Here is a 22,767-nt window from a genome sequence, read left to right as displayed (position 1 = left end):
CTGCTGTGAAACGAACACGCGTAAAAATCTGCGGTATTACAAGGCATGAGGATGCCATTGTAGCTGCAGAGGCCGGTGCTGATGCCATTGGCCTGGTGTTCTATTCAAAAAGCCCCCGTTTTGTGGACTATACAAGAGCGGCGTTGATTGCCAGCGCAGTGGGTCCGTTTGTGACGACGGTGGGTCTATTTGTCAATGCTGCGGCTGAAGAGGTTGATAGGGCGATACGTGCTGTTGACCTGCAATTGTTGCAGTTTCACGGGGATGAGGATGATGCCTATTGCCGCCAGTTTGGCAGGCCTTATATCAAGGCAATCCGCATGGCGCCGGGAATTGACTTGCCGGCAATCGTGGCTAGTTTTCCCGGTGCGTGCGGCTTTCTGGTAGATGCCTGGCACAAAGATAAATATGGCGGTACCGGTGAACGTTTTGAATGGCAAAGGTTGCCCAAAACGGTGCACTTTCCACTGATTCTGGCTGGCGGCCTGGGACCGGAGAATGTTGCTGATGCCGTGGCGCAGGTTAACCCTTATGGTGTGGATGTCAGCGGAGGTGTGGAAGATGCACCTGGGGTGAAATCCTCACAACGTATTCAACAGTTTATTGCCCGGGCTAATGCCGGGTGAGTTTGGGAGAGCCCAGTGAACGAGAAAATCAAAGTGGATTTTAATCATATGCCAGACGCCCGGGGGCACTTTGGCCCCTATGGTGGGCGTTTTGTCTCCGAGACGCTGATTTATGCTCTGGATGAGCTGGAAAAAATTTATCGCAACCTCAAGGATGACCCCGAGTTCCAAGCGCAGTTTGATTACGATTTGGCGCACTATGTTGGCAGGCCCTCACCTCTGTATCTCGCTGAACGCTGGACCCGTGAGACGGGTGGGGCGCAGCTGTACCTGAAGCGAGAAGATCTAAATCACACTGGAGCCCACAAGATAAATAACACCATTGGTCAGGCGCTGTTGGCCAAGCACACAGGAAAAAAACGTGTGATCGCGGAAACTGGTGCCGGCCAGCACGGAGTTGCCACGGCAACTGTTGCGGCTCGGCTGGGCCTTGAGTGCCACGTTTTTATGGGCGAAGAGGATGTTCACCGCCAGTCCCTGAACGTTTACCGTATGAAGCTGCTGGGTGCGACGGTTATTCCCGTGACATCCGGTTCAAAAACGCTGAAAGATGCGATGAACGAGGCCATGCGCGATTGGGTAACCAATGTGGACAACACCTTCTACATTATTGGCACCTGTGCGGGCCCTCATCCATACCCCGAACTGGTTCGTAACTTCCAGTCCGTCATCGGTCGGGAAGCGCGTCAGCAGTCGCTGGATCAGGCAGGGAAGTTGCCCGATGCCCTGGTGGCTTGTGTTGGTGGCGGCTCCAATGCGATTGGTCTGTTCCACCCCTTCCTTGAGGACGAGTCGGTCAGAATGTACGGCGTCGAGGCGGGCGGCTTTGGCGTGGCGACAGGTAAGCATGCTGCACCGTTAAATGATGGCATACCGGGCGTACTACACGGTAACCGTACGTATCTGATGGAAGATGAGAATGGTCAGATTATTGAAACCCATTCCATCTCCGCCGGGTTGGATTACCCTGGCGTGGGTCCAGAGCATGCCTGGCTAAAAGATATTGGCCGGGTTAATTACGTTGCCATTGATGACGATGAAGCCATGGATGCGTTCCGTCGCCTGACCAAGGTGGAGGGCATCATGCCTGCCCTGGAATCCAGTCATGCCGTGGCCTATGCAGAAAAGCTGGCCCGCCAGATGGATCCTGACCAGATGATCGTGGTTAACCTGTCCGGTCGCGGTGACAAGGATATCCTCACCGTGGCAGAAATCGATGGCATCACGGTTTGATACTCGCGGCAATCACAAGAATTATTGGAAGTAACTGAGTGAACAGAATAAGTAAACGCTTTGAGAGTCTTAGAAAACAGGGCCGCAAGGCACTGGTACCCTATGTGGTTTCGGGTGATCCGGCAAAAGGAGTTACGTTGCCGGTAATGCATGCACTGGTGGAGAGCGGGGCGGACATCATTGAGCTTGGCGTGCCGTTTTCTGACCCCAATGCTGAAGGCCCGGTAATTCAGAGGGCACACGAACGTGCCCTGGCCCACGGCAGCAGCCTTCGTGATGCGCTGGCCCAGGTTAAACAATTCCGCGAAACTGACACAGAAACCCCGGTGTTGCTGATGGGCTATGCGAATCCCATTGAGCGTATGGGCTACGAAACCTTTATCGCTGCTGCACTTGATGCAGGTGTGGACGGGGTGCTGACGGTGGACCTGCCGCCAGAAGAAGCTCAGGAGTTCAATCAGCATCTCAGTGAAGCCGGTATTGAGAATATCTTTTTGTTGGCACCTACCAGCAGTCACGAACGTCAGAAAATGGTGACCTCGATGGCGGGCGGGTTTATCTATTATGTGTCACTGAAAGGAGTGACGGGGGCCGGACATCTGGATGTGGTTTCGGTGCAGGAGCACGTCGACCATATCCGTTCATTGACTGAGCTGCCGGTATGTGTAGGATTTGGCATCAAAGACGGCGCTTCGGCACGTGCTGTTGCGGACCTCTCCGATGGAGCTGTGGTCGGCAGTGTGCTGGTTAACCGAATGGCTGAACTTGCTGAGTCTGGCGAAGTTGACCCGTTAGTTTATGCTAAAGGGGTATCAGCGTTGATTGCAGAGATGCGTCAGGCTCTGGATAACTAACGGAATTGACTATGAGCTGGTTGGAAAAAATTCGTCCGAAAGGACCTGCAACCCAGAAGAAAGATCGCACCCAGAGTGTTCCTGAAGGGCTGTGGAAAAAATGTCCAAAGTGCAGTGCGCCACTCTATCGCCCTGAGCTGGAAAAAAACCTCGATGTCTGCCCTAAGTGTGATCACCATCTGCGTATTGGTGCCCGCCGCCGTCTCGACTTTTTTCTCGATGAAGACGGTCGCGAGGAGCTGGCAACAGAGGTAAAACCCATTGATCGTCTGAAGTTCAAGGATGTCCGCAAGTATAAGGATCGACTCGCCGATGCCCAGAAAGCGACTGGTGAAGACGACGCGCTGGTTGCCATGAAAGGGACCCTCAAGGGGATGCCGGTTGTTGCGGTGGCCTTTGAATTCGCCTTCCATGGCGGCTCCATGGGGTACGTGGTGGGTGAGCGTTTTACCCGCGCAGCTCAGGTTGCCCTGGAGGAAAATGCCCCGCTGGTATGTTTCTCTGCAACCGGTGGTGCACGTATGCAGGAAGCGCTGATTTCTCTGATGCAAATGGCCAAAACCAGTGCCATCATCGAAAAGCTGAAAGCTCAGGGAACACCTTACATCTCGGTAATGACTGACCCCGTTTATGGTGGCGTGTCTGCCAGCCTTGCTTTACTGGGTGACATTAATGCGGCCGAACCTGGTTCGCGTGCCGGTTTCGCCGGGCCTAATATTATCGAACAGACAATCCGCCAGCGCTTGCCAAAAGGGTTTCAGCGTGCCGAGTTCCTATTGGAGCATGGTGCCATCGACCTGATTATTCCGCGTCCGCAAATGCGCGATACCATCGCCTCGTTATTGTCCAAATTTACCAATACCCCGGAACCCGTCAGCATAGATGCTCCCTCGTTCACTGAGTGAATGGCTGGGCTTGCTGCAACAGCGACACCCCACTGAAATAGAGCTTGGGTTGTCGCGTGTCGGGCGAGTTGCCCGTGATTTACAGTGTCTGTCCCCTGCAAAAAACACCGTGACCATCACCGGTACCAATGGCAAGGGCTCCTGTGTCGCTGCGTTACAGGCCCTGTTGATGGATCAGGGCTATCGAGTGGGTTGTTACACCTCTCCCCACCTTATTGATTACAACGAACGCATAGTCATTCAAGGTGAACAGGCTTCGGATGAGGCAATCTGTCAGGCTTTTCAGCGTATAGAAGAGGCGCGTGGTGACACAAGCCTAACCTACTTTGAATTCGGTACTCTCGCGGCGCTGATACTGATGTCCGAAGCCGAGCTGGATGTGGCCATTCTTGAAGTGGGGCTGGGTGGCAGGCTTGATGCGGTCAATATTGTTGATGCCGGCATCGCGATTGTGACCAGTATTGCTCTCGACCATCAGGACTGGCTGGGCGATGACCTTGATAGGATAGGGGCAGAGAAGGCCGCCATTGCCCGACCCGGACGCCCCTTGTTGTGTGGGGATGACTTTCCGGTTGAAGGTATCGTTCGCACAGCCGCTGATATTGGTGCGACACTTCTCGTCAATGACCGCGATTTTTCACTCGGCCAATTTCAATCGGTCCCCGATCATCGCTTGCCCGCCAACAGTGTGGCCTGTGCCCTGCAGGCCACCCATATGATTACCGGATTGCCGGCGAGTGATATCAGCACCCAGCCTTTGTCCCTGGTGCAGGTCCCGGGCCGTTTTCAGGAAGCAAGTGTTGCAGGGGTGCCGGTTATTCTCGATGTGGCACACAACCCTCAGGCTGCCGGGTTGCTTGCTGAGCGATTAGTGCCCCAGAAGGGGCGCCTGCTCGCTGTGGTTGGCATGATGGCCGACAAGGATATTATTGGGACACTGCAGCCGATGATTCCACTGGTCAGAGCATGGTTTCCCTGCAGCATCCCTGAACAGTTACGAGCCGCCACGGAGGGAAACATAGAAGCATTGTTGTACAATGCCGGAGCTGCTGCCAATGGCGAGGTATACTGTTGTTCTTCGCCGCTGTCTGCGTTTGAAAAGGCGTTGCAGCACGCTGGAGAAGGTGACAGGGTAGTGGTGTTTGGCTCCTTTTTTACTGTGGGCCCGATACTGGAACACATACAATCTTCCTGAGAAGGAATGGCTTGTGCTGACAGAAAATGTAAAACAGAGAATTGTCGGTGGTTTTGTCCTGTTGGCATTGCTGCTTATTTTATTTGCCGTGCTGTTCGACTTCTCCGATTCGCCCCAAGTCGACACCACCAGCCGTATTCCACCCAAGCCGGCGATCGCGCCAGTTACCGTTCCAGAACCCCAGCGCCCGGTTGATATTGATCCAGCTCCCGCTCCCGAAGAGGCCTTTCAGCTGGGCGTGGAGAGTGCCGAACAGGCCGAGCCCATCACTATTTCACCCCCCACTCTGACAGAGAAAGGTCTGCCCGAATCATGGGTTTTACAAGTGGGAAGTTTCCGTGATTCCGATCGGGCACAGACTCTTGTCAAGCAGTTGCAAGCCGATGGCTATGACGCGTTTGTCCAGCAGCAGCGTCATAACGACAGTCAGCTAAACAGGGTTTTTGTTGGCCCCAACGTATTGAAAGAAAAACTCCTGCAGGAAAAGGCTGTGATTGATAAAAAATACAGCCTCAATGCGCTGCTGGTGCATTTTGAACCCTGACCTCAAAGTGGAGCTCTGTTACACTTTGTCGCTGTTTTCGTGAGGTTTGATCATGAATTGGGCTGACTGGGCCATCATCGCAATCCTGAGTTTATCGGCGATCATCAGTTTGGTGCGCGGATTTGTGAAAGAGGCCATGTCGCTACTGATCTGGTTAGCGGCGGCGGTGATCGCATCGATTTTTCATGATGAACTCGCCAGTTGGATGGAACAGCTCATTACCACGCCATCTTTGCGTATGCTGGCTGCCTGGGTAACGCTGTTTATTGCCGTGTTGATTGTCGGTGGTATCTGTAATTATCTGCTGGGCAAACTTGTAGAAGCGACAGGACTCAGCGGCACAGACCGCCTGATGGGATTGTTGTTTGGTGTGACCCGCGGAGTCGTCATTGTCATGGCGGTGTTGATTATTCTGACGGAAATGTTGCCGGTCAAACAGGATTTGTGGTGGCAACAGTCCGTGATGATTTCGTTTTTTATGCAATTTGAAGACTGGGCCAGGGATACCGGCGCGGCGGTACTGAACTTTTTAAAGAATTTGCTCTGAACGCAATAAAAACAGCTTGGTAAACGACGGTTATAGAGGTTGCCTGACCCATGTGTGGTGTAGTCGGAATTTTTGGTAGAAGTGATGTCAAACTGCAGCTCTATGATGCATTGACCATGTTGCAACATCGTGGACAGGATGCCGCAGGCATCATGACTTGTGTGGGTGGACGCCTTAACCAGCGTAAAGGCGTTGGACTTGTTAAGGATGTGTTTCACACGCGCCATATGGCCGAGTTGGAAGGCAATATGGGCATCGGGCATGTGCGTTACCCGACGGCAGGGAGTTCGGGCCCGGCTTTGGCGCAGCCTTTTTATGTGAATTCTCCCTACGGAATCTGCATGGCCCACAACGGCAACCTGACCAATACAGAAGAGTTGCTGGAGCACTTGTTCAAGTCGGACTTGCGCCACATCAATACGGATTCCGACTCAGAGGCACTGCTCAATGTGTTTGCCCACGAGTTGCATTTGCTGGGCAAACTTAAGCCGACCCCGGACGATATTTTCGAGTCCGTTAGGCGCGTGCATCGCCGCTGTCGAGGCGCCTACGCTGTGGTGGGTATGATTGCCAATTACGGTATAGTTGCATTCCGTGATCCCTTCGGTATTCGCCCGCTGGTTTTTGGCAAGCGCCAGACAGACAACGGTACTGAATACATGGTTGCGTCTGAAAGTGTTGCGCTGGATGTGCTGGGCTTTCAGGTGGAGCGCGATCTTGCTCCGGGAGAGGCGTTATACGTGGATGAGAGCGGTGAGCTGCACTTGCATCAGTGTGTGGAAAACCCCCGCCTGACCCCGTGCATTTTTGAGCATGTGTACTTTGCACGCCCGGATTCAATTATCGATAGTATCTCGGTTTACAAATGCCGGTTGCGCATGGGTGAGCACCTGGCTGAAAAAATCCTGAGATGTTACCCGGACCACGACATTGATGTGGTGATCCCCATTCCCGATACCAGTCGTGTGGCGGCCCAGTCGATTGCGGAACATCTGAACGTCAAATTCCGGGAAGGCTTTATGAAGAACCGCTATATCGGGCGGACTTTTATTATGCCTGGCCAGAAAGAACGCAAGAAATCTGTGCGCCAGAAACTGAACGCGGTGAAGTTGGAATTCAAGGGCAAAAACGTGCTGCTGGTGGATGATTCCATTGTCAGAGGCACCACATCCCGGGAAATTATTCAGATGGCCAGAGACGCTGGTGCGAGCAAAGTGTATATGGCGTCTGCCGCTCCAGCGGTGCGCTACCCGAATGTTTACGGCATCGATATGCCGTCTGCTGGCGAGCTCATTGCCCACAACCGCACCGAGAAAGAGATTGCTGAGCTGATCGGTGCCGATTGCCTGATTTACCAGGATCTAGAAGATCTTGTGGCCAGTGCCTCCGAGGGTAACGCCAGCATCGAGAAGTTCGACTGCGCGGTATTTGATGGTAATTATGTGACAGGCGATGTCGATGGCCTCTATCTCACCAAGCTCGATGCGCAGCGTAATGACCAGGCGAAAAGTAATAATAAACGCTCTACCAGTCCCGGCAATGGTGAAGTGATTGGGTTACACAACCCCGGTGGTGAGGCAGAGTACCGGCAATGACAGAACAATACGATGACGACCCACTTTTTGGTGCAGCGCTGGATACGCTGGCTATCAGGGCGGGACATTTGCGCACAGCCGAAGGTGAACACGGCGAACCACTGTTCCTCACCTCGAGTTATGTCTTCGCCAATGCAGCCGAGGCGGCGGCTCGGTTTTCCGGCGAGCAAAGTGGCAACGTCTATTCACGTTACACCAACCCGACGGTGCGTAATTTTGAGGTTCGTATCGCCGCCCTGGAAGGGGCGGAACAGGCAGTGGCTACATCATCCGGTATGGCCGCCATTCTCAGTACCTGTATTGCCCTGCTAAAAGCCGGGGACCACGTACTGTGTTCCAGAGATGTGTTTGGTACCACAACGGTATTGATGGAAAAGTATTTGGGTAAATTCGGCGTGCAGAGCTCGTTTCTCCCTGTCACCGATCTTGAGCAATGGCGAGAGGCATTGCGCCCGGAAACAAAATTGCTGTTTCTGGAAACCCCGTCAAACCCCCTGTGTGAAATTGCCGATATCAAAAAGCTGGCGGCGCTGGCTCATGAGCATGGTGCGCTGCTGGTGGTAGATAACTGTTTATGTACCCCGGCGTTGCAACAGCCATTGGCGCTGGGTGCCGACCTGGTGGTCCACTCTGCCACCAAATATCTCGACGGCCAGGGCCGCTGTCTGGGTGGTGTGGTGTGTGGCCGCAGTGAACTGGTCAATGAAGTGCTGGCATTTATTCGTAGCGCTGGTCCCACCATGAGCGCCTTCAATGCCTGGGTATTTCTAAAAGGCCTGGAAACACTGCGCTTGCGTATGGATGCCCATTCAGCGAATGCCATGTCTCTGGCGCTCTGGCTACAACAACAGCCGGCAGTAGAAAAGGTATTTTATGCCGGACTGCCTGATCACCCGGGTCATGAGCTTGCTACAGAACAACAGCGCAGTTTTGGCGGTGTACTGTCATTTCGAGTTAAAGGTGGTCGTGAGCAGGCTTGGCGGGTGATCGACAGCACAAGAATTCTGTCACTTACCGCCAACCTAGGTGATGCCAAGACCACTATCGTTCACCCTGCGACGACCACCCACGGTCGCCTTAGCGACGAGCAGAAAGCAGCGTCGGGAATTACTGAAAATCTGATCCGTATCGCAGTCGGTCTCGAGGATATAGAGGATATTAAAGCCGACTTGAAGCGCGGCCTAGATTCTCTCTGAACAAGAGAGGCTAACAAACGGCCCGCAGTGATTTTCACAGGGGATGAGGCCTCTATGCAAAAGGTAGTAGACAGACTCGTCGCGGATATTGGTACCGTGCTGATCGGCAAGGAAGAACAGATCAGACTGGCTCTGGCCTGCCTGTTTGCCCGGGGCCATCTACTGATCGAAGACCTGCCGGGAATGGGTAAAACCACCCTGGCACAGGCTTTAGCCAGAGTTCTTGGCCTCTCCTACAACCGCATTCAATTCACCAGCGATCTGTTGCCGGCGGATATTCTCGGTGTGTCGGTCTATGATCGCGAGCGCAGCTTGTTTGAATTCCACCCGGGCCCGGTGTTTAACCAGTTATTGCTGGCGGATGAGATCAATCGCACCACGCCTAAAACCCAGAGCGCGCTACTTGAGGCTATGGCGGAAGGGCAGGTTACCGTCGAAGGCGAGACCAGGCCGTTGCCGACACCTTTTTTCGTGATCGCTACCCAGAACCCGGTAAGCCAGTCGGGTACCTATCCGTTACCCGAGTCGCAACTGGACCGATTTTTAATGCGTATTGAGCTGGGTTACCCGGACCCGGCCTCAGAAAGGCTGTTGCTGAGCGGGACAGATCCACGTCTGCGGCTGGTGGATATGAAGCCCTTACTTAATCCCGATCAGCTGCTGAAGATCCAGCAGCAGGTCAATCTCGTTAAAGCCTCCGAAAGTCTGGTGGATTATCTTCAGCGGTTGGCGCAATACACTCGTGATGAAGCCGTGTTTCAGAGCGGGCTTTCCCCGCGGGGAACCCTGGCAACACTGCAATGTGCACGCGCCTGGGCGCTGATTCAGGCACGTCAGTACGTGATTCCGGAGGATGTGCAGGCAGTATTCCCGACTGTTGCTGGGCACCGTTTACGCGGTGCCGGTGAATTTTCGGGGCATGACAGTGGTCTGCTGGTGCAACGGGTGCTTAACGCGGTAGATATTTTGTAAGTCCCGCACTTACGGCACGACCCCATAGAGACAAAAGGGTTATGAAAACAGTGATCCGTAATCTCTACCAACAGCGTTTTTCCCGGTGGCTTGAACGGCGTTTGCCGGCGGCACCGGAAGTGACGCTAAACCGCCGCAGCCTGTTTATTTTTCCTTCGTCTACCGGGTTCGCCTTCTTCCTACTCATCATTCTTTGCTGGCTGGCGGCCACCAACTACGAAAATAATCTGGTATTTGCAGTCACCTGCTTGCTGGTGTCTCTATTTGTGGTCTCCATTCTGCAGTGCTTTGCCAACCTTTCGGAAATTACCATCAGTTGCCTGAAGGTGACACCGGGTTTTGCCGGGCAGGGCATTACCCTGGAATTATTGTTGCGGCAACGGGGCAATCGCTACCGTGGTGCCATCCAGTGTCGCTTTCCCAAAGGTGAGATGACGACGGTATCCCTGGGAGATAGCAGCCAGTGCCGTTTCAAGCTAACCGTCCCGGCTGGACACCGTGGCCTATACAACCCAGGGCGCCTGAGGATTGAAAGCGTTTATCCGGTGGGTTTGCTCAGGGCCTGGAGCCACGTTGATCTGAATATATCGGCACTGGTCTATCCGGCACCAATATTTACGGAGCAGGTGCCGGTGGGTGTGCGCTCCAGTGATGATGGTGCCATGCAAGGTGCTGAAGGTGGGGACGATTTCCTGGCTCTAAAGACCTACCGCCCCGGTGATTCCCTCAAACATGTGGCCTGGAAACACTATGCCCGGGAGCAGGGATTACATACCAAGCACTATGGTGACAACTTCGACCAACAGTTGTGGCTGGACTGGGATCAATTCCCCGGCCTTGATCGCGAGGCCCGGCTCTCCCGTCTGTGTGGCATGCTGTTACGCGTCGCCACCACCGATCAACCCTACGGCTTGCGATTGCCGGGTATCGTGATTGAACCAGATCTAGGTGAGTCGCACCGTCAATACCTGCTGGCCGAGTTGGCCCTGTTTGATGTCCCTCAACGGGAGCGCCAGCAATGATTCCAGTCTGGCAAATCAGTCGGCAAGGGCTGTTCTGGCTGCTGTTGGCATTTGTTGCCGTAATTATGATGCACGCCGATCACCTGCCTCGTTGGGTGTTGGCGGCCTCGGTAGTAGCCGTCGTATGGCGTATCCAATGTTACCGAGGCGCATGGTCGGTTCCTGGCCGATGGCTGAAAATGACCTTGCTGGCCGTTTGCGTCGGGGGCCTGCTGCTGGAATACGGCCAGCCCATTGGCCTTGAACCTATGCTTGCATTGCTGGTGACAGCCTACATGCTGAAACTGCTGGAGATGTCCCACCGCAGAGATGCCTATCTCGTGGTGCTGCTGGCATTTTTTGTGGCCGCGTTGACGGCACTGTTTGATCAATCGATGGTATCTGCAGGCTATCTTCTGGGCTGTCTGCTGCTGGTGTTGGCGGCACTGGTAGGACTGCACCATGGGGATCAGCCTGGAGGCACTTTGCGCCCGTTGAAAGTGGCTATTTCCCTCCTGTGTCAGGCATTGCCCTTGATGGTGGTGTTGTTTCTGCTGATGCCGCGAATCGGCGCACTTTGGTCCGTGCCGATTCCTACCCATAAAGCAAAAACCGGTGTGACCGACAGTATGTCACCGGGTGATTTCAGCCAATTGGGTCGCTCGGCTGAACTCGCCTTCCGGGTCAGTTTTGATGGACCCATTCCTCCACAGCGGGTGTTGTACTGGCGTGGGTTAGTGCTATCTGATTTTGGTGGTCGCACGTGGAAGCGTACTCGCCGCACCAGTATGGACGATGGCGCACTACTGCAGTGGTATGGCCAGTCGGATAAGAGCTGGGATCAATTGATCGACCGTCGAGGTCAGCCTCTGAACTATTCCGTGGTGATCGAACCAACACAGCAACTTTGGTTATATGCCCTGGATACGCCGTTGCCTCGCAGTCGTGGGGTGGCGTTAACTCGGGATTACCGCCTGCTGGCAAACCAGCCATTGAGCAGTAAGCGCCAGTATCAGGTGCAAAGCTGGCTGGATCACAGTATTGAAGTTGGAGGGCTTTCCCGTGACCGTCGTGCTATCGAATTGCAATTGCCCGAAGGATACAACCCCAGAACGTTGGATCTGGCTCGTGAATGGCGCGACAAAGCATCCAGTGACAGAGCTTTCATCCAGAGAGTGCTGGGTCTCTTCAACAGTGAATTTATCTACACGTTACAGCCGCCGCTTTTGGGCCAACACAGCGTGGACGAATTTCTGTTTGAGTCAAAACAGGGTTTCTGCGAACACTTTGCCGGCAGTTTCGTGTTCCTGATGCGCGCTGCGGGTATTCCCGCCAGGGTGTTGGCGGGGTATCAGGGCGGGGAGCGCCATCCGGATGGTTATTTGCTGGTCAGGCAGTACGATGCACATGCTTGGACGGAAGTCTGGTTGGAGAATGAAGGTTGGGTCAGTATAGATCCCACAGCTTCCGTGGCGCCGGAGCGTATTGAGGGGGATGTGCAGTCCCTATTGGGTAGTGAGGAGGGTTTTCTGGCGGATTCTCCTGCCTCTCTGGTGCGGTTTCGCCATATCGGCTGGATTAATCGCCTGAGGCTTGAAATGGAAGCACTCAACTATCACTGGGCGCTGTGGGTGTTGGGTTACGACCAAATGCAGTCGTCGGTGCTGACGCGGTTACTGGGAAAGATTTCCGTGTGGCGAATTGCGATTGCGCTGCTTGGAACTGGCGGAGCAGTTCTGTTGCTGATTGCTTTGTGGCAGTGGATTCCATCAAGAAGATCGACAACCAACCCCATCGACCGCCAGTTTATTTTTCTCTGTGAACATCTGGAAAAACAGGGCATTGAGCGCAAACCGGGGGAGGGTGTCAGGGCCTTCACCCAACGTGCTGCCTCCTTGCGGCCAGAAATGGCTGAGTTGCTCAGATCATTCTGCGAACAGTTTGAATCCATGCGTTACGGCGGCGAGACACCACAAGACATACTGCTTGAGGAGAAGCTGCGGGCCCTGCGTAGGGCAAAATAGCGCTGGCTACTTGGTGAGCATATTGCGCGCGCCTTTCACAAAGTTTTTCGCCTTGTTGTCCTGCTCATAGTCGGCAGCTGGCATGTTGATACCTTTTTGGAAAGCGGGTCGCTCGTTCAGTCTTTCAATCCAGGCCTGCAGATGGGGGAAAGGCTCAATATCCACCCCGGACCAGTTATGGATACGTACCCAGGCCCAGTTGGCGATATCGGCAATACTCAACTCATTAGTGAGGTATTCACGGCCTTCCAGATGACCGTTCATCACGCCGAAAAGTCGTTTGACCTCGTTTTGGTAGCGGTCAATGGCCGGTTGGTAGGTTTCTTCCCAGTAGCGGTACCAGACATTGGCTTGCCCCATCATCGGTCCGATGCCGCCCATCTGGAACATCAACCATTGCAGGGCGCGGGAACGTTCTTTCGGGTCTTTTGGGAGTAATTGCCCGGTTTTTTCCGCCAGGTAAATCAGGATAGCGCCGGATTCAAACACGACAAAATCATCATTTGCCCTGTCGACAATGGTGGGAATTCTGCCGTTGGGATTGAGTTTCACGTACCAGGGTTCTTTTTGTTCATTATCGCTGAGGCTGAGATGATGCATCTGGTAAGGAAGATCGAGCTCCTCCAGTGCAATGCTTACCTTGTGGCCGTTGGGTGTGGCGGCTGTATATAAATCAATCACGAAACATTACCTCCCAATAGTGGTCAACAAAGAGTAGGGTTGAGACTTGCAGTTGGCAAGTAGAATGTTCGGTCAAGAATAGGAGAGTCCCGATGTTTGGCTATGCCCAGAAAACCCAGATGATTACACCGGAACTGGCTCTGCCGGGGCGGGATGAGGCTATCGAGATCAGTGGCCGTCACCTGGTTAACGGTCACAGCATGATGCCGCCATTCCCTGAAGATTCCGAACAGCTCGTGTTAGGGCTCGGTTGTTTCTGGGGTGCAGAACGGCGTTTCTGGACCCAGTCGGGTGTGATTGTTACAGCCGCGGGGTATGCCGGCGGCTACACCAAGAATCCCACCTACGAAGAAGTCTGCACAGGGCTTACTGGCCACACCGAAGTGGTGCTGGTGGTTTACCAGCCACAGCAGGTCAGCCTCGATACTCTGCTGAAAGTGTTCTGGGAGTCCCACGATCCTACTCAGGGTATGCGCCAGGGTAACGACGTTGGCACCCAGTACCGTTCGGCGATCTACTGTAGCGATACAGAGCAGCTTGAAAATGTAGAATCAACAAGAGATAAATATGACAACCTGCTGATTAATAAAGGATATGATGCTGTAACAACGGAGGTTAAACTACTGGATCAGTTTTACTATGCCGAGGATTACCACCAGCAATACCTAGCCAGAAACCCCAATGGCTACTGCGGTCTGCGCGGCACCGGGGTTAGCTGTGAGCTGTAACTTGGCCACTGAATCGCCATTCCCATTGGCTATCGTCAGCTTTTAAAAGGTTCAATATCCCCCGGTTTGCGCAACATCTTGTCGACTTCTGCCGCGTGCATTTCCTCTGCGGCAATCATGCGGCGGGCATACTCTTCCAGTAGTACGGAGTCATCCTTCACCATATCGAGCAGTTCGTAATACAGTTTTCTGGCCTTGCCCTCGTGATCCAGGGATTCCCGCAAAATATCGCCTATATCGTGTTTGTGGGTTTCCAGCAGGGGGCCGATACCCAGCGAGGGGTGCCCGCCCATTGCGGTAATCAATTCACCGGCTTCCTGCGCGTGGGTCAGACTGTTGTTCGCCTCTGAGCGCAGCCAGCTGACGATGGGAATACGGCCGTAGCCGAACACCATCAGTGCATAGTGGTTGTAACGGACCACCCCAGCCAGTTCGAACTCCATAATGTTGTTGAGCAGTGCAATAATCTTTTCCTGATTTTTCATGGCCATGTCTCCTCTCTATCATGCCCTTGAACACGGGCGCCAAGGGTTCCTTTTCAGGATAGTAGAGGGAACAAATCGCGGCCAACAGGCTGCTAGGTAAAGGCTTCGACAAGCATCAGAACACCACACAGGGGCATCAGGATGAGGGTATAGGTCCGGAAACGGGCAACATTGATCGCCAGCAGGTGGCGGTGAGCAAGCAACGCGCCCACGGCACCGCCAAGGCCTAGACACAGGCCAAGTGTGAGAATTTCCTGGCTCATCACCCCGAAACCGGTGTAAGCAAGCAGTTTGGTGAGTTGTAGCACCAGCGAATTGATGGCCTTGGTGGCGATGAGCTGTTCTTTTTCTAGCCCGTAATTGAGCATGAACGGGTTTTGTACCGGCCCGGTTCCCCCAACCAGAGCAGACAATCCAGCAATAACCAGTCCCAGGGGGAAAAACCAGCGAAGCCGCATGGGAAAAGAGCGGGTGGACTTACCGAAACGGAACTGAAATACCGTGGAAACCAGAAAGCTGCCCAGCAACAGCTGAATCCAGAATACCGGAAACTGGCTGAAGGCCCAGGCGCCCAGAATGGCACCGCAGACACTGCCTGGCACCAGCCAGGCACATACCTGCCAGTTCACATCCTTGCGAAACAGCCATACTCTGGATGGGTTGGCGACAAAGGCGCCGACACTGATGGCAGGGGCAACCACTTGTGGACCCACCAGCCAGGTAAGCACCGGAATCATCAGTAGAGCAGCACCACCGGCGGCCACGGTACTGATAAACCAGGCCATACAGCCCGTGATCGCTAAGACCAGGAAAGTGACTCCCATCAGGCAATCAGTCCGGTGGCAACAGGGTTATCCGGGTAACTGCACCAGTCGCTCCAGCTGCCGCTGTAAAGGCGGGCATCGGGCACCCCCGTCAGTGTTAGGGACAACAAATCCACACAGGCGGTGACCCCGGAGCCACAGTAAACCACCGGGCTGTCAAGCGGGCCGAGGGTTGCCCACTGTTGCTGTTGCTGTTCCGGGGCGAGAAAACGGCCCTGGTCGCTGGTGAGACTCTGCCACGGCATATTGATTGCCCCGGGAATATGTCCGGCGACCGGATCAATGGGTTCTTCCTGGCCCAGGTAGCGGGCTTTTTCCCGTGCATCTATCAGTGTCAGCCTGTCGCCATTTCGTTTCAGCTCTTCCATTTCCGCTACCATGGCCGGGTTGGGCGAAGCGGAAAAATTGCCGTGCTGTGTCTCAGGAATATCGGTGTTGAGATTTCCGCCTTGCTGAACCCATGCCTTGATGCCACCGTTAAGCACCTGAACACTGCTGTGGCCAAAATAATTCATCAGCCACCAAAGGCGTGATGCTCCCGCCATGCGGTTATCGTCATAGGCAATCACCAGGGTATCGGTATTAACGCCACACTCACGCATTCGGGTAGTGAACAGCACCGGGTTAGGCAGCGGGTGACGACCCCCGTAGCTCCCCTTGGAGCCAGAAAGGTCAGATTCCATATCAAGGTGGTAGGCACCGGGAATATGGCCCTGCAGGTACTGGTTCCTGCCCTGGGTAAAATCCGCCAGAGAAAACCGGCAATCAAAAATGACCGCGGACCCGGATTCAAGTAGAGGTTGTAGATCTTCTGCCTTAAGAAGGGGGTATGTCATGCCTTACTCCTGGAAATCCCGGTAGCACTCAATAGGGGAAATATAACAGTCTTCTGTGACAGGTGATTTATCCCGCACAGAAATTTGCAAGTTACGCCTGCCATCCATACCCTGTGTTTTCTCGAGTGTTTTAACGGATTTTTCATGCTGACATTGATCGTTCCTATTTGTGCCCTGTTAATCGGTATTGGTCTGCTGCTGCTTGGCACCGGCCTGTTGAATACCTTGCTGGCGTTGCGCGGTGGGCTGGAAGGCTACAGCGATAGCGTGATGGGCTTGATCATGTCCGGCTATTTTGTCGGTTTTATCGTGGGTACCTTTTTGGCGTTGCCCCTGATCAAGCGCATTGGCCACATTCGCGCCTTTGCATTCTGTGCGGCGTTTACCTCCTGTTTTGCGTTATTGCATCTGGTATACATCCACCCGGTCATGTGGTTTCTGCTGCGGGTGGCAACTGGTACGACGCTGGTGATTCTCTACACAGTGGTGGAGAGCTGGCTCAATGGCCAGACCGCTGCTTCCCAGCGGGGCAAGGTGTTTGCCGTGTATATGATCGTCAATCTGGTGGCGTTGGCCGCTACCCAGCAGTTTCTGAGGCTGGCCGGTGCGGATTCGTTCCTTCTGTTCGCGTTAGCGGCCATTTTTATCAGTACCAGCGTGGCGTCTGTCACCTGGACACGCATGCTGCAGCCAGAGGTGAACAATGTTGCGCGCATGAAACTTTCCCGTCTCTGGCAACTTGCGCCTGTCGCGGTGGCTGGGGGCATTTTTTCTGGCCTGGCGATGGGAGCGTTCTGGGGTTTGAGTGCCGTGTTTGCCAGTCGTGTCGGCCTGGACAGTACGGGTGTGGCAACCTTCATCACGGTAGCTATTCTGGGTGGTGCGGTCTTCCAGTATCCATTCGGGCGTTATTCTGACAGTCACGATCGGCGCAAGGTATTACTGGCGATCAGTGCGGCGGGCGCCGTGGCTGCGATGCTGTTGGCGGCCATGTCCTTTGCCGGTGGCTGGCTGCTGGTGGCGGGGCTACTGTTTGGCGGACTGGCCTTTGCCATTTATCCCGTGGCGGTTGCTCACCTTGTGGATCACCTGGAAGGGGATGAAATTCTGCCGGGCGGCAGCACACTGTTATTAATACATGGTACCGGTGCCGCTATTGGTCCTGCATTGGCGGGCTTTCTCATGGAGATGCTGGGGCCACAGGCGCTGCCATTGTATTTTTTCACCATGTTGCTGGCGTTGGCGCTGTTTACCTGGCGCAAACTGGCGGTAAAAGTGGTAGACGAGGCCGAAAATCCGACCCAGTTTGTGGCCATGGTTCGCACCACGCCCACGGCACTGGAAATGCACCCGGACGAGCATATACAGGACGAGACGGTCCCATCCGAGGCGCCAGACTCGGCACGAACAGAATAAGTCGGGTCCGGTGGCCTTTTTTAAGGGGATATCATGGGTGTAGTGCTGTGGATGCTCGGCGCGCTGCTGTCCTTGTCGCTGATGGCGGTGGGCGCGCGTGAGCTGGCCGGGGAGATCAATACCTTCCAGACGCTGTTTATTCGCAGTGTGATTGGCCTGCTGATCATCTCGGCGCTTATTGCCAGGGTAGGTGGTCGCTCGCTGTTCGCTACCTCCCGGCCCGGCATGCACATTATTCGAAACCTGTTTCACTTCGGCGGTCAGTACGGCTGGTTTGTGGGCATTGGCCTGTTGCCGCTGGCAGAGGTGTTTGCTCTGGAATTCACCGTGCCGTTCTGGGTCGCCCTGATTGCCGCGCTCTGTCTCGGGGAGCGACTTACGATTCGAAAATCCCTGGCAATCGCGCTGGGCGTGGCCGGTGTGCTGGTCATTCTCAGGCCCGGCGTGGAAATCCTCGAGCCTGCGTCACTTATCGTGCTGGCGGCGGCGCTGAGCTTTTCCTGTGCCTACGTGGGTACCAAGTCCCTGGCTCATACCGAAGATCCGCTCACCGTGTTGTTTTATATGTGCCTGGTGCAGATGCCGGTCAGCCTGGTGCTGGCGCTGCCCCACTGGCAGTTGCCCGAAGAACCACGGCTGTGGTTCTGGCTGGTGATCGTCGGTGTCACTGCCCTGAGCGCGCACTTCTGCATTACCAATGCCATGAAACGCGCTGAAGCGGGCATTGTGGTCACTCTGGATTTTCTGCGCCTGCCGTTGATCGGTCTGGTGGGCATTGTGTTTTACCAGGAACCGTTTGAAATGGCGCTGCTGGCGGGAGCCCTGTTGATGCTGGGGGGCAACCTCATCAATGTCTACCGACCCCGATACCAGCGCGAGTTGCTGGCTGTCGTTCGCGATAAAGAGCGGGATAAAGACAGTCATTGATCGAATCCGCGGTTTTGCTGTCTCAACATTGCTGCCACGTTTACATCGAAAAGGAGATTGCTGATGTCGGGTAAGAACGGCATGAACTCACTCATTCTCAGTCTGGGAATTCTGCTGGGTCTGGCGCTGCTGGGACACCAACTGGCGGATGCCACCATCCGCTTCAAGGAATATGAGCGCACGGTGAATGTGAAGGGCCTCTCGGAACGGGAATACCCCGCCGACGTGGTGATCTGGCCTATCCAGTTCGCGGTGGCGAGTAATAACCTGGAAGAACTCTACGGCAGCATTGACCAGGGCACGGATAAGATACGCCAGTTCCTGCTGGCCCAGGGTTTGAGTGCCGATGAAATTTCCACCTCCATGCCCGCCATTACCGACAAGTCTGCCCGAGATTTCGATAACGGTGTGCGCGCCCAGTTTCGCTATACCGCCCAGCAGACCGTCACCGTGTATTCTCCGCGGGTGGACGAGGTGCGCGGGGTGATGGGTTCGCTATCGCAACTGGGCAAACAGGGCATCGTACTCACCGGCAACAGTTACCAGAGTCAGCCCCAATACCTGTTTACCCGCCTCAACGAGGTCAAGCCGGACATGATTGAGGAAGCGACCCGCAAGGCCCGTGAGGTGGCGGAGAAATTTGCCGAGGATTCCGAGAGCCGTCTGGGTAAGATCAAGCGCGCTTCACAGGGGCAGTTCAGTATCAGCCCCCGGGATGCCAACAACCCTCACCGTATGAAGGTGCGGGTGGTTTCTACGGTTGAATACTACCTGGCCGACTGACAGGCGAATTGAATGTCGACGGGTTCAGTTGGCTGGTGCCGGTGCCGGTGTCGGTCCATCTAATAGAGGAATCGCACTGAGCAGGCGGCGGGTGTAGTCGTGGTGGGGTTGGGCGAACAGGGGTTCGGTTTCCCCGGTTTCCACCAGCTTGCCGTGGTGCATTACGGCGATGCGATCTGACATATAGCGCACCACCGACAGGTCGTGGGAAATAAACAGCATGGTCAGGTTGTGCTTGTCCACCAACTCCAGAATCAGCTTTAGTATCTGCGCCTGAATGGTCACGTCCAGGGCTGATACCGGCTCGTCAGCGATCACCAGTTCCGGCTTGGTGGCGATGGCGCGGCCCACGGCAATGCGCTGGCGCTGGCCGCCGGAGAATTCGTGGAGATACTTGCGAATAGCGGCGCGGGCTAGCCCCACATCGTCCATCAGTGCCAGCACTTCCTTGGTCACCGTCTTGCGAGTGGCAAGTTTGTGGTAGAGCAGCGGTTCCGCCAGGGTATCAAATACCGTCATACGTGGATTCAGGGAGGCGTAGGGGTCCTGGAAGATCATCTGCATGCGGCGGCGCATGGGCGTCATCTGCTTGGCAGATAATTTTGTCAGGTCAACGCTGTCAAACACCACGCTGCCACCGGAGGTGGGCACCAGTCCCAGAATGGAGCGGCCCAGAGTGGACTTGCCGGAGCCGGATTCCCCCACCAGCCCGAGAATTTCCCCGTGCTGTATGTCCAGTGAGACATCATCCACCGCCCGCACCAGCTTTGGTTGTTTTTGCCAGAAACCGCCGCTGTGATCCCGGAAGGTGGTGGTGAGGCCGTGAATACTGAGCAGTGGCTGGTTTTCAATACGGGCGGGGATGGGCTTGGCGCCCTTGGGAATGGAGGCCAGCAGTTTTTTGGTGTAATCGTGTTGGGTGTGATTGAAGATGGCATCCACCGAGCCCTGTTCGACAATCCTGCCTGCCTTCATCACCGCCACGCTGTCGGCGATATCCGCCACCACCGCCAGATCGTGGGTGATGAAAATCACCGCGATATTGCGGCGCTGTTGTAACTCGCGAATCAGTTTCAGAATTTGCGCCTGAATGGTGACATCCAGCGCCGTGGTTGGCTCGTCGCAGATCAGCAGCTTCGGCTCGGCGATCAATGCCATGGCGATCATTACCCGCTGGCGCATGCCGCCGGAAAATTCGTGGGGGTAACTGTCGACGCGCTTCTCCGGCTCGACAATGCCCACTTCGCCGAGTATTTCCACCGCGCGCTGCAATGCTTTTTTGCGGTCCATATCCCGGTGGTAGAGCAGGGGTTCGATTAACTGTTCGCCCACGGTGAGGTAAGGGTTTAGGGACGTCATCGGGTCCTGAAAAATAATGGCGATATCGTTGCCGCGCACCTTGCGCAGCTGCTTCTCGCTGAGGCTCAGCAGATCGCGGCCGTCGAACAGCGCCGTGCCGGACTCAATCTTGCCGGGCGGCTGCGGAATCAGCTTCAGCAGGCTGTAACAGGCCACTGATTTGCCGGAACCGGACTCGCCGACAATGGCCAGGGTCTGCCCCTGATCCACGGAAAAACTGACGCCGTCCACGGCCTTCACCACACCGGCGCGGGTATGGAAGTGGGTGGTGAGGTTGTCGACGGTCAGTAGAGGCATTTTGTTTTCCAAGGGAAGTTTGAGATCGTTTTAGCACATACTCAAAGTGACACTATGATTAGGAGTCATCTTCACTTTGCTCGTCAGTTGTTTCGTGTAACTTTTCAGGGAACTTAGCCTTACCTTTCTTGATGAATTCCGCAGTTTTTTTCATTCTTCTATAGTGAGCAAGCAGTAATTTTGAAGTTTCTTCTGTGTCTCTCGTATGTTTGTCCAGCTCTGGGAGAGATTCAAAACCTAACCCCTTCGCTAGTTCGTTATTTAACTTTTGCACAATGATGGCTTCCTCAGCTTCAAGCTTGAGAAGTTCATTCCTTTGTTTCTTCCTTTTTCTGCCAAGATCTAAGTAGATATCATGTAATTTTTTATACGTAGCTGCAGTGCCGGCTATAGAAGCTAGAAACGTACCCATAACCTTGGCGAACTGGACTGCAGCTTCAGGGTTGAGGGCTAGGTCTATCCAACCTGGAGAAGCATATTGAATTGATTTTATTGCGGGCCGATCTTGCTTAGGTACTGAAGATCTAAATCTGTCATAGATATTTACGTAACTTAAACCATCCCTTAGCTCGGATTGATTTAATACAGACTCTATTCTGCTAGCTGCAACTCCGACGGCTTCCGTTTCAAGGCAGTAGAGAAACGAATAGTTTTGAAAATAAACTCTTGAAAAATTTGTCAAATCTTCAAGAGTCCACTCACCATCAAGTAAGATTCTATAAGTCCGATTTTTTTCCATTTTGGCATCCTTTCTGGCCATTTTATTGGGCAACTAGATCTGTATCTTGCGAATAAGCCATTTCCTAATCAGAGGTTGGCTTTTATAAATAATCCATTTGATTTGCTCAATCCTTCGAAGCCTTGGGGTCCAGTGCATCCCTTAAACCATCCCCGAGGAAATTCAGAGCAAATAATGTGATGGACAGGGCCAGCCCCGGGAAGATCAATAGCCAGGGGTATTCCTCCATGGTTTCCACCCCGTAGGAAATCAGCAGTCCCCAGGAGCTCTGGGGCGGCTGGATGCCGAGTCCCAGAAAGCTGAGAAAGGCCTCCAGCAGCATCACGCTGGGGATGGTGAGGGTGGTGTAGACGATTACCGGCCCCAAGGTGTTGGGGATCAGGTGGCGGCGGATAATGGTCCAGCGGGACAGTCCCAGTGAAATGGCCGCCTCGACAAATTCCTGGCGGCGCAGGGACTGTACCTGACCGCGCACGATGCGCGCCATGGTCAGCCATTCCACCGCGCCGATGGCCAGAAACAGCAGCAGGATATTGCGGCCGAACACCACCATCAGCAGCACGATAAAGATCATAAAGGGCAGGGCGTAGAGAATGTCGACGAGGCGCATCATCACCGCGTCCACCCGGCCGCCGGCGTAGCCGGCCACGGTGCCGTAGAGCACGCCGATCAGCAGCGCCACACCGGTGGCGATAAAGCCCACCGCCAGCGATACCCGGCTGCCGTACATGATGCGGGTGAGCATGTCGCGGCCAAAGATGTCGGTGCCGAGCCAGTGCTCCCAGGAAGGCGGCGCGGCGCCCAATTGCAGGTTCTGGGTTTCGTAGCCATAGGGAGCGATCCAGGGGGTCAGCAGGGCGATGGTGCAGAGAAACAGCATCACGCCGAGGCCGAACAGTGCCAGGTGATTCTTGCGCAGCCGTATCCAGGCGTCTTTCCACAGGGAGGTGCCTTCCTCGGCTTCATTCAGATCGGTAATCACCGTTGAATCGCTCATCAT

At 54.6% G+C, this 22,767-nt stretch carries 23 protein-coding genes; 16 read left to right on the top strand and 7 right to left on the bottom strand.

Features of this window, described 5'->3' with window-relative positions; all coding sequences use genetic code 11:
• The first annotated feature begins 5 nt into the window (after positions 1–5).
• From Q8A57_RS00270 to Q8A57_RS00215, 12 genes are read left to right on the top strand one after another with little or no spacing between them, the layout of a single operon-like run.
• Complete coding sequence (locus tag Q8A57_RS00270; RefSeq protein WP_305168916.1) at positions 6–626, top strand: phosphoribosylanthranilate isomerase; 621 nt, start codon at positions 6–8, stop codon at positions 624–626.
• 15 nt (positions 627–641) lie between these two features.
• Positions 642–1,859, top strand: a complete 1,218-nt coding sequence (gene trpB, locus Q8A57_RS00265) for a tryptophan synthase subunit beta (RefSeq protein ID WP_305168915.1) — start codon at positions 642–644, stop codon at positions 1,857–1,859.
• Between the two features lie 38 nt (positions 1,860–1,897).
• Positions 1,898–2,713 carry a tryptophan synthase subunit alpha gene (trpA, locus tag Q8A57_RS00260; protein WP_305168914.1) on the top strand — a complete coding sequence of 272 codons (816 nt, stop codon included), beginning with the start codon at positions 1,898–1,900 and terminating at the stop codon, positions 2,711–2,713.
• Between the two features lie 11 nt (positions 2,714–2,724).
• On the top strand, positions 2,725–3,618 hold the full coding sequence (accD, locus tag Q8A57_RS00255) for an acetyl-CoA carboxylase, carboxyltransferase subunit beta (RefSeq protein ID WP_305168913.1): 894 nt from the start codon (positions 2,725–2,727) through the stop codon (positions 3,616–3,618).
• Positions 3,596–4,813, top strand: coding sequence for a bifunctional tetrahydrofolate synthase/dihydrofolate synthase (gene folC, locus Q8A57_RS00250; RefSeq protein WP_305168912.1), 1,218 nt, complete (start codon positions 3,596–3,598; stop codon positions 4,811–4,813). The genes accD and folC overlap by 23 nt, the downstream gene beginning before the upstream one ends.
• A gap of 13 nt (positions 4,814–4,826) precedes the next feature.
• Positions 4,827–5,357: an SPOR domain-containing protein gene (locus Q8A57_RS00245; RefSeq protein ID WP_305168911.1), complete on the top strand. Its 531-nt coding sequence runs from the start codon at positions 4,827–4,829 to the stop codon at positions 5,355–5,357.
• Between the two features lie 52 nt (positions 5,358–5,409).
• Positions 5,410–5,904: a CvpA family protein gene (locus Q8A57_RS00240; RefSeq protein ID WP_305168910.1), complete on the top strand. Its 495-nt coding sequence runs from the start codon at positions 5,410–5,412 to the stop codon at positions 5,902–5,904.
• Positions 5,905–5,954: 50 nt separating this feature from the next.
• Complete coding sequence (gene purF, locus Q8A57_RS00235; protein ID WP_305168909.1) at positions 5,955–7,499, top strand: amidophosphoribosyltransferase; 1,545 nt, start codon at positions 5,955–5,957, stop codon at positions 7,497–7,499.
• Complete coding sequence (locus tag Q8A57_RS00230) at positions 7,496–8,695, top strand: O-succinylhomoserine sulfhydrylase (RefSeq protein ID WP_305168908.1); 1,200 nt, start codon at positions 7,496–7,498, stop codon at positions 8,693–8,695. The genes purF and Q8A57_RS00230 overlap by 4 nt, the downstream gene beginning before the upstream one ends.
• Positions 8,696–8,749: 54 nt before the next feature.
• On the top strand, positions 8,750–9,667 hold the full coding sequence (locus Q8A57_RS00225) for an AAA family ATPase (protein ID WP_305168907.1): 918 nt from the start codon (positions 8,750–8,752) through the stop codon (positions 9,665–9,667).
• 41 nt (positions 9,668–9,708) lie between these two features.
• Complete coding sequence (locus tag Q8A57_RS00220) at positions 9,709–10,689, top strand: DUF58 domain-containing protein (RefSeq protein WP_305168906.1); 981 nt, start codon at positions 9,709–9,711, stop codon at positions 10,687–10,689.
• On the top strand, positions 10,686–12,692 hold the full coding sequence (locus Q8A57_RS00215) for a transglutaminase TgpA family protein (protein WP_305168905.1): 2,007 nt from the start codon (positions 10,686–10,688) through the stop codon (positions 12,690–12,692). The genes Q8A57_RS00220 and Q8A57_RS00215 overlap by 4 nt, the downstream gene beginning before the upstream one ends.
• Positions 12,693–12,698: 6 nt before the next feature.
• Here Q8A57_RS00215 and Q8A57_RS00210 read toward each other — a convergent pair whose 3' ends face one another.
• On the bottom strand, positions 12,699–13,373 hold the full coding sequence (locus Q8A57_RS00210) for a glutathione S-transferase family protein (RefSeq protein WP_305168904.1): 675 nt from the start codon (positions 13,371–13,373) through the stop codon (positions 12,699–12,701).
• 92 nt (positions 13,374–13,465) lie between these two features.
• Here Q8A57_RS00210 and msrA point away from each other — a divergent pair, with 92 nt between their 5' ends.
• Positions 13,466–14,101: a peptide-methionine (S)-S-oxide reductase MsrA gene (gene msrA / locus Q8A57_RS00205; protein ID WP_305168903.1), complete on the top strand. Its 636-nt coding sequence runs from the start codon at positions 13,466–13,468 to the stop codon at positions 14,099–14,101.
• Positions 14,102–14,136: 35 nt separating this feature from the next.
• Here msrA and Q8A57_RS00200 read toward each other — a convergent pair whose 3' ends face one another.
• The 3 genes from Q8A57_RS00200 to Q8A57_RS00190 all read right to left on the bottom strand — a co-directional run bounded on the left by Q8A57_RS00200 (position 14,137) and on the right by Q8A57_RS00190 (position 16,246).
• Positions 14,137–14,586: a ferritin-like domain-containing protein gene (locus Q8A57_RS00200; RefSeq protein WP_305168902.1), complete on the bottom strand. Its 450-nt coding sequence runs from the start codon at positions 14,584–14,586 to the stop codon at positions 14,137–14,139.
• Between the two features lie 92 nt (positions 14,587–14,678).
• A complete protein-coding gene (locus Q8A57_RS00195) occupies positions 14,679–15,410 on the bottom strand; it encodes a sulfite exporter TauE/SafE family protein (protein ID WP_305168901.1) in 732 nt (243 codons plus the stop codon).
• Positions 15,410–16,246: a sulfurtransferase gene (locus Q8A57_RS00190; protein WP_305168900.1), complete on the bottom strand. Its 837-nt coding sequence runs from the start codon at positions 16,244–16,246 to the stop codon at positions 15,410–15,412. The genes Q8A57_RS00195 and Q8A57_RS00190 overlap by 1 nt, the downstream gene beginning before the upstream one ends.
• A gap of 144 nt (positions 16,247–16,390) precedes the next feature.
• On the opposite strand from Q8A57_RS00190, the gene Q8A57_RS00185 reads away from it, so the two are divergent.
• The 3 genes from Q8A57_RS00185 to Q8A57_RS00175 all read left to right on the top strand — a co-directional run bounded on the left by Q8A57_RS00185 (position 16,391) and on the right by Q8A57_RS00175 (position 19,372).
• Positions 16,391–17,662 carry an MFS transporter gene (locus Q8A57_RS00185; protein ID WP_305168899.1) on the top strand — a complete coding sequence of 424 codons (1,272 nt, stop codon included), beginning with the start codon at positions 16,391–16,393 and terminating at the stop codon, positions 17,660–17,662.
• 33 nt (positions 17,663–17,695) lie between these two features.
• Positions 17,696–18,589 carry a DMT family transporter gene (locus Q8A57_RS00180; RefSeq protein WP_305168898.1) on the top strand — a complete coding sequence of 298 codons (894 nt, stop codon included), beginning with the start codon at positions 17,696–17,698 and terminating at the stop codon, positions 18,587–18,589.
• Positions 18,590–18,652: 63 nt separating this feature from the next.
• Positions 18,653–19,372, top strand: coding sequence for an SIMPL domain-containing protein (locus Q8A57_RS00175; RefSeq protein WP_305168897.1), 720 nt, complete (start codon positions 18,653–18,655; stop codon positions 19,370–19,372).
• Positions 19,373–19,396: 24 nt separating this feature from the next.
• Here the strand turns inward: Q8A57_RS00175 and Q8A57_RS00170 are convergent, their stop codons facing one another.
• From Q8A57_RS00170 to Q8A57_RS00160, 3 genes are all read right to left on the bottom strand, one after another.
• A complete protein-coding gene (locus Q8A57_RS00170; protein WP_305168896.1) occupies positions 19,397–21,028 on the bottom strand; it encodes an ABC transporter ATP-binding protein in 1,632 nt (543 codons plus the stop codon).
• A gap of 58 nt (positions 21,029–21,086) precedes the next feature.
• Complete coding sequence (locus Q8A57_RS00165) at positions 21,087–21,767, bottom strand: hypothetical protein (protein WP_305168895.1); 681 nt, start codon at positions 21,765–21,767, stop codon at positions 21,087–21,089.
• Positions 21,768–21,873: 106 nt separating this feature from the next.
• Positions 21,874–22,764 carry an ABC transporter permease gene (locus Q8A57_RS00160; protein ID WP_439651634.1) on the bottom strand — a complete coding sequence of 297 codons (891 nt, stop codon included), beginning with the start codon at positions 22,762–22,764 and terminating at the stop codon, positions 21,874–21,876.
• Positions 22,765–22,767 lie beyond the last annotated feature (3 nt).

The organism is Porticoccus litoralis, from assembly GCF_030676955.1.
Classification (GTDB): domain Bacteria; phylum Pseudomonadota; class Gammaproteobacteria; order Pseudomonadales; family Porticoccaceae; genus Porticoccus; species Porticoccus litoralis.
The sequence above is the reverse complement of the archived record's forward strand: the minus strand, read 5'-3'. Positions and strand labels throughout refer to the sequence as shown.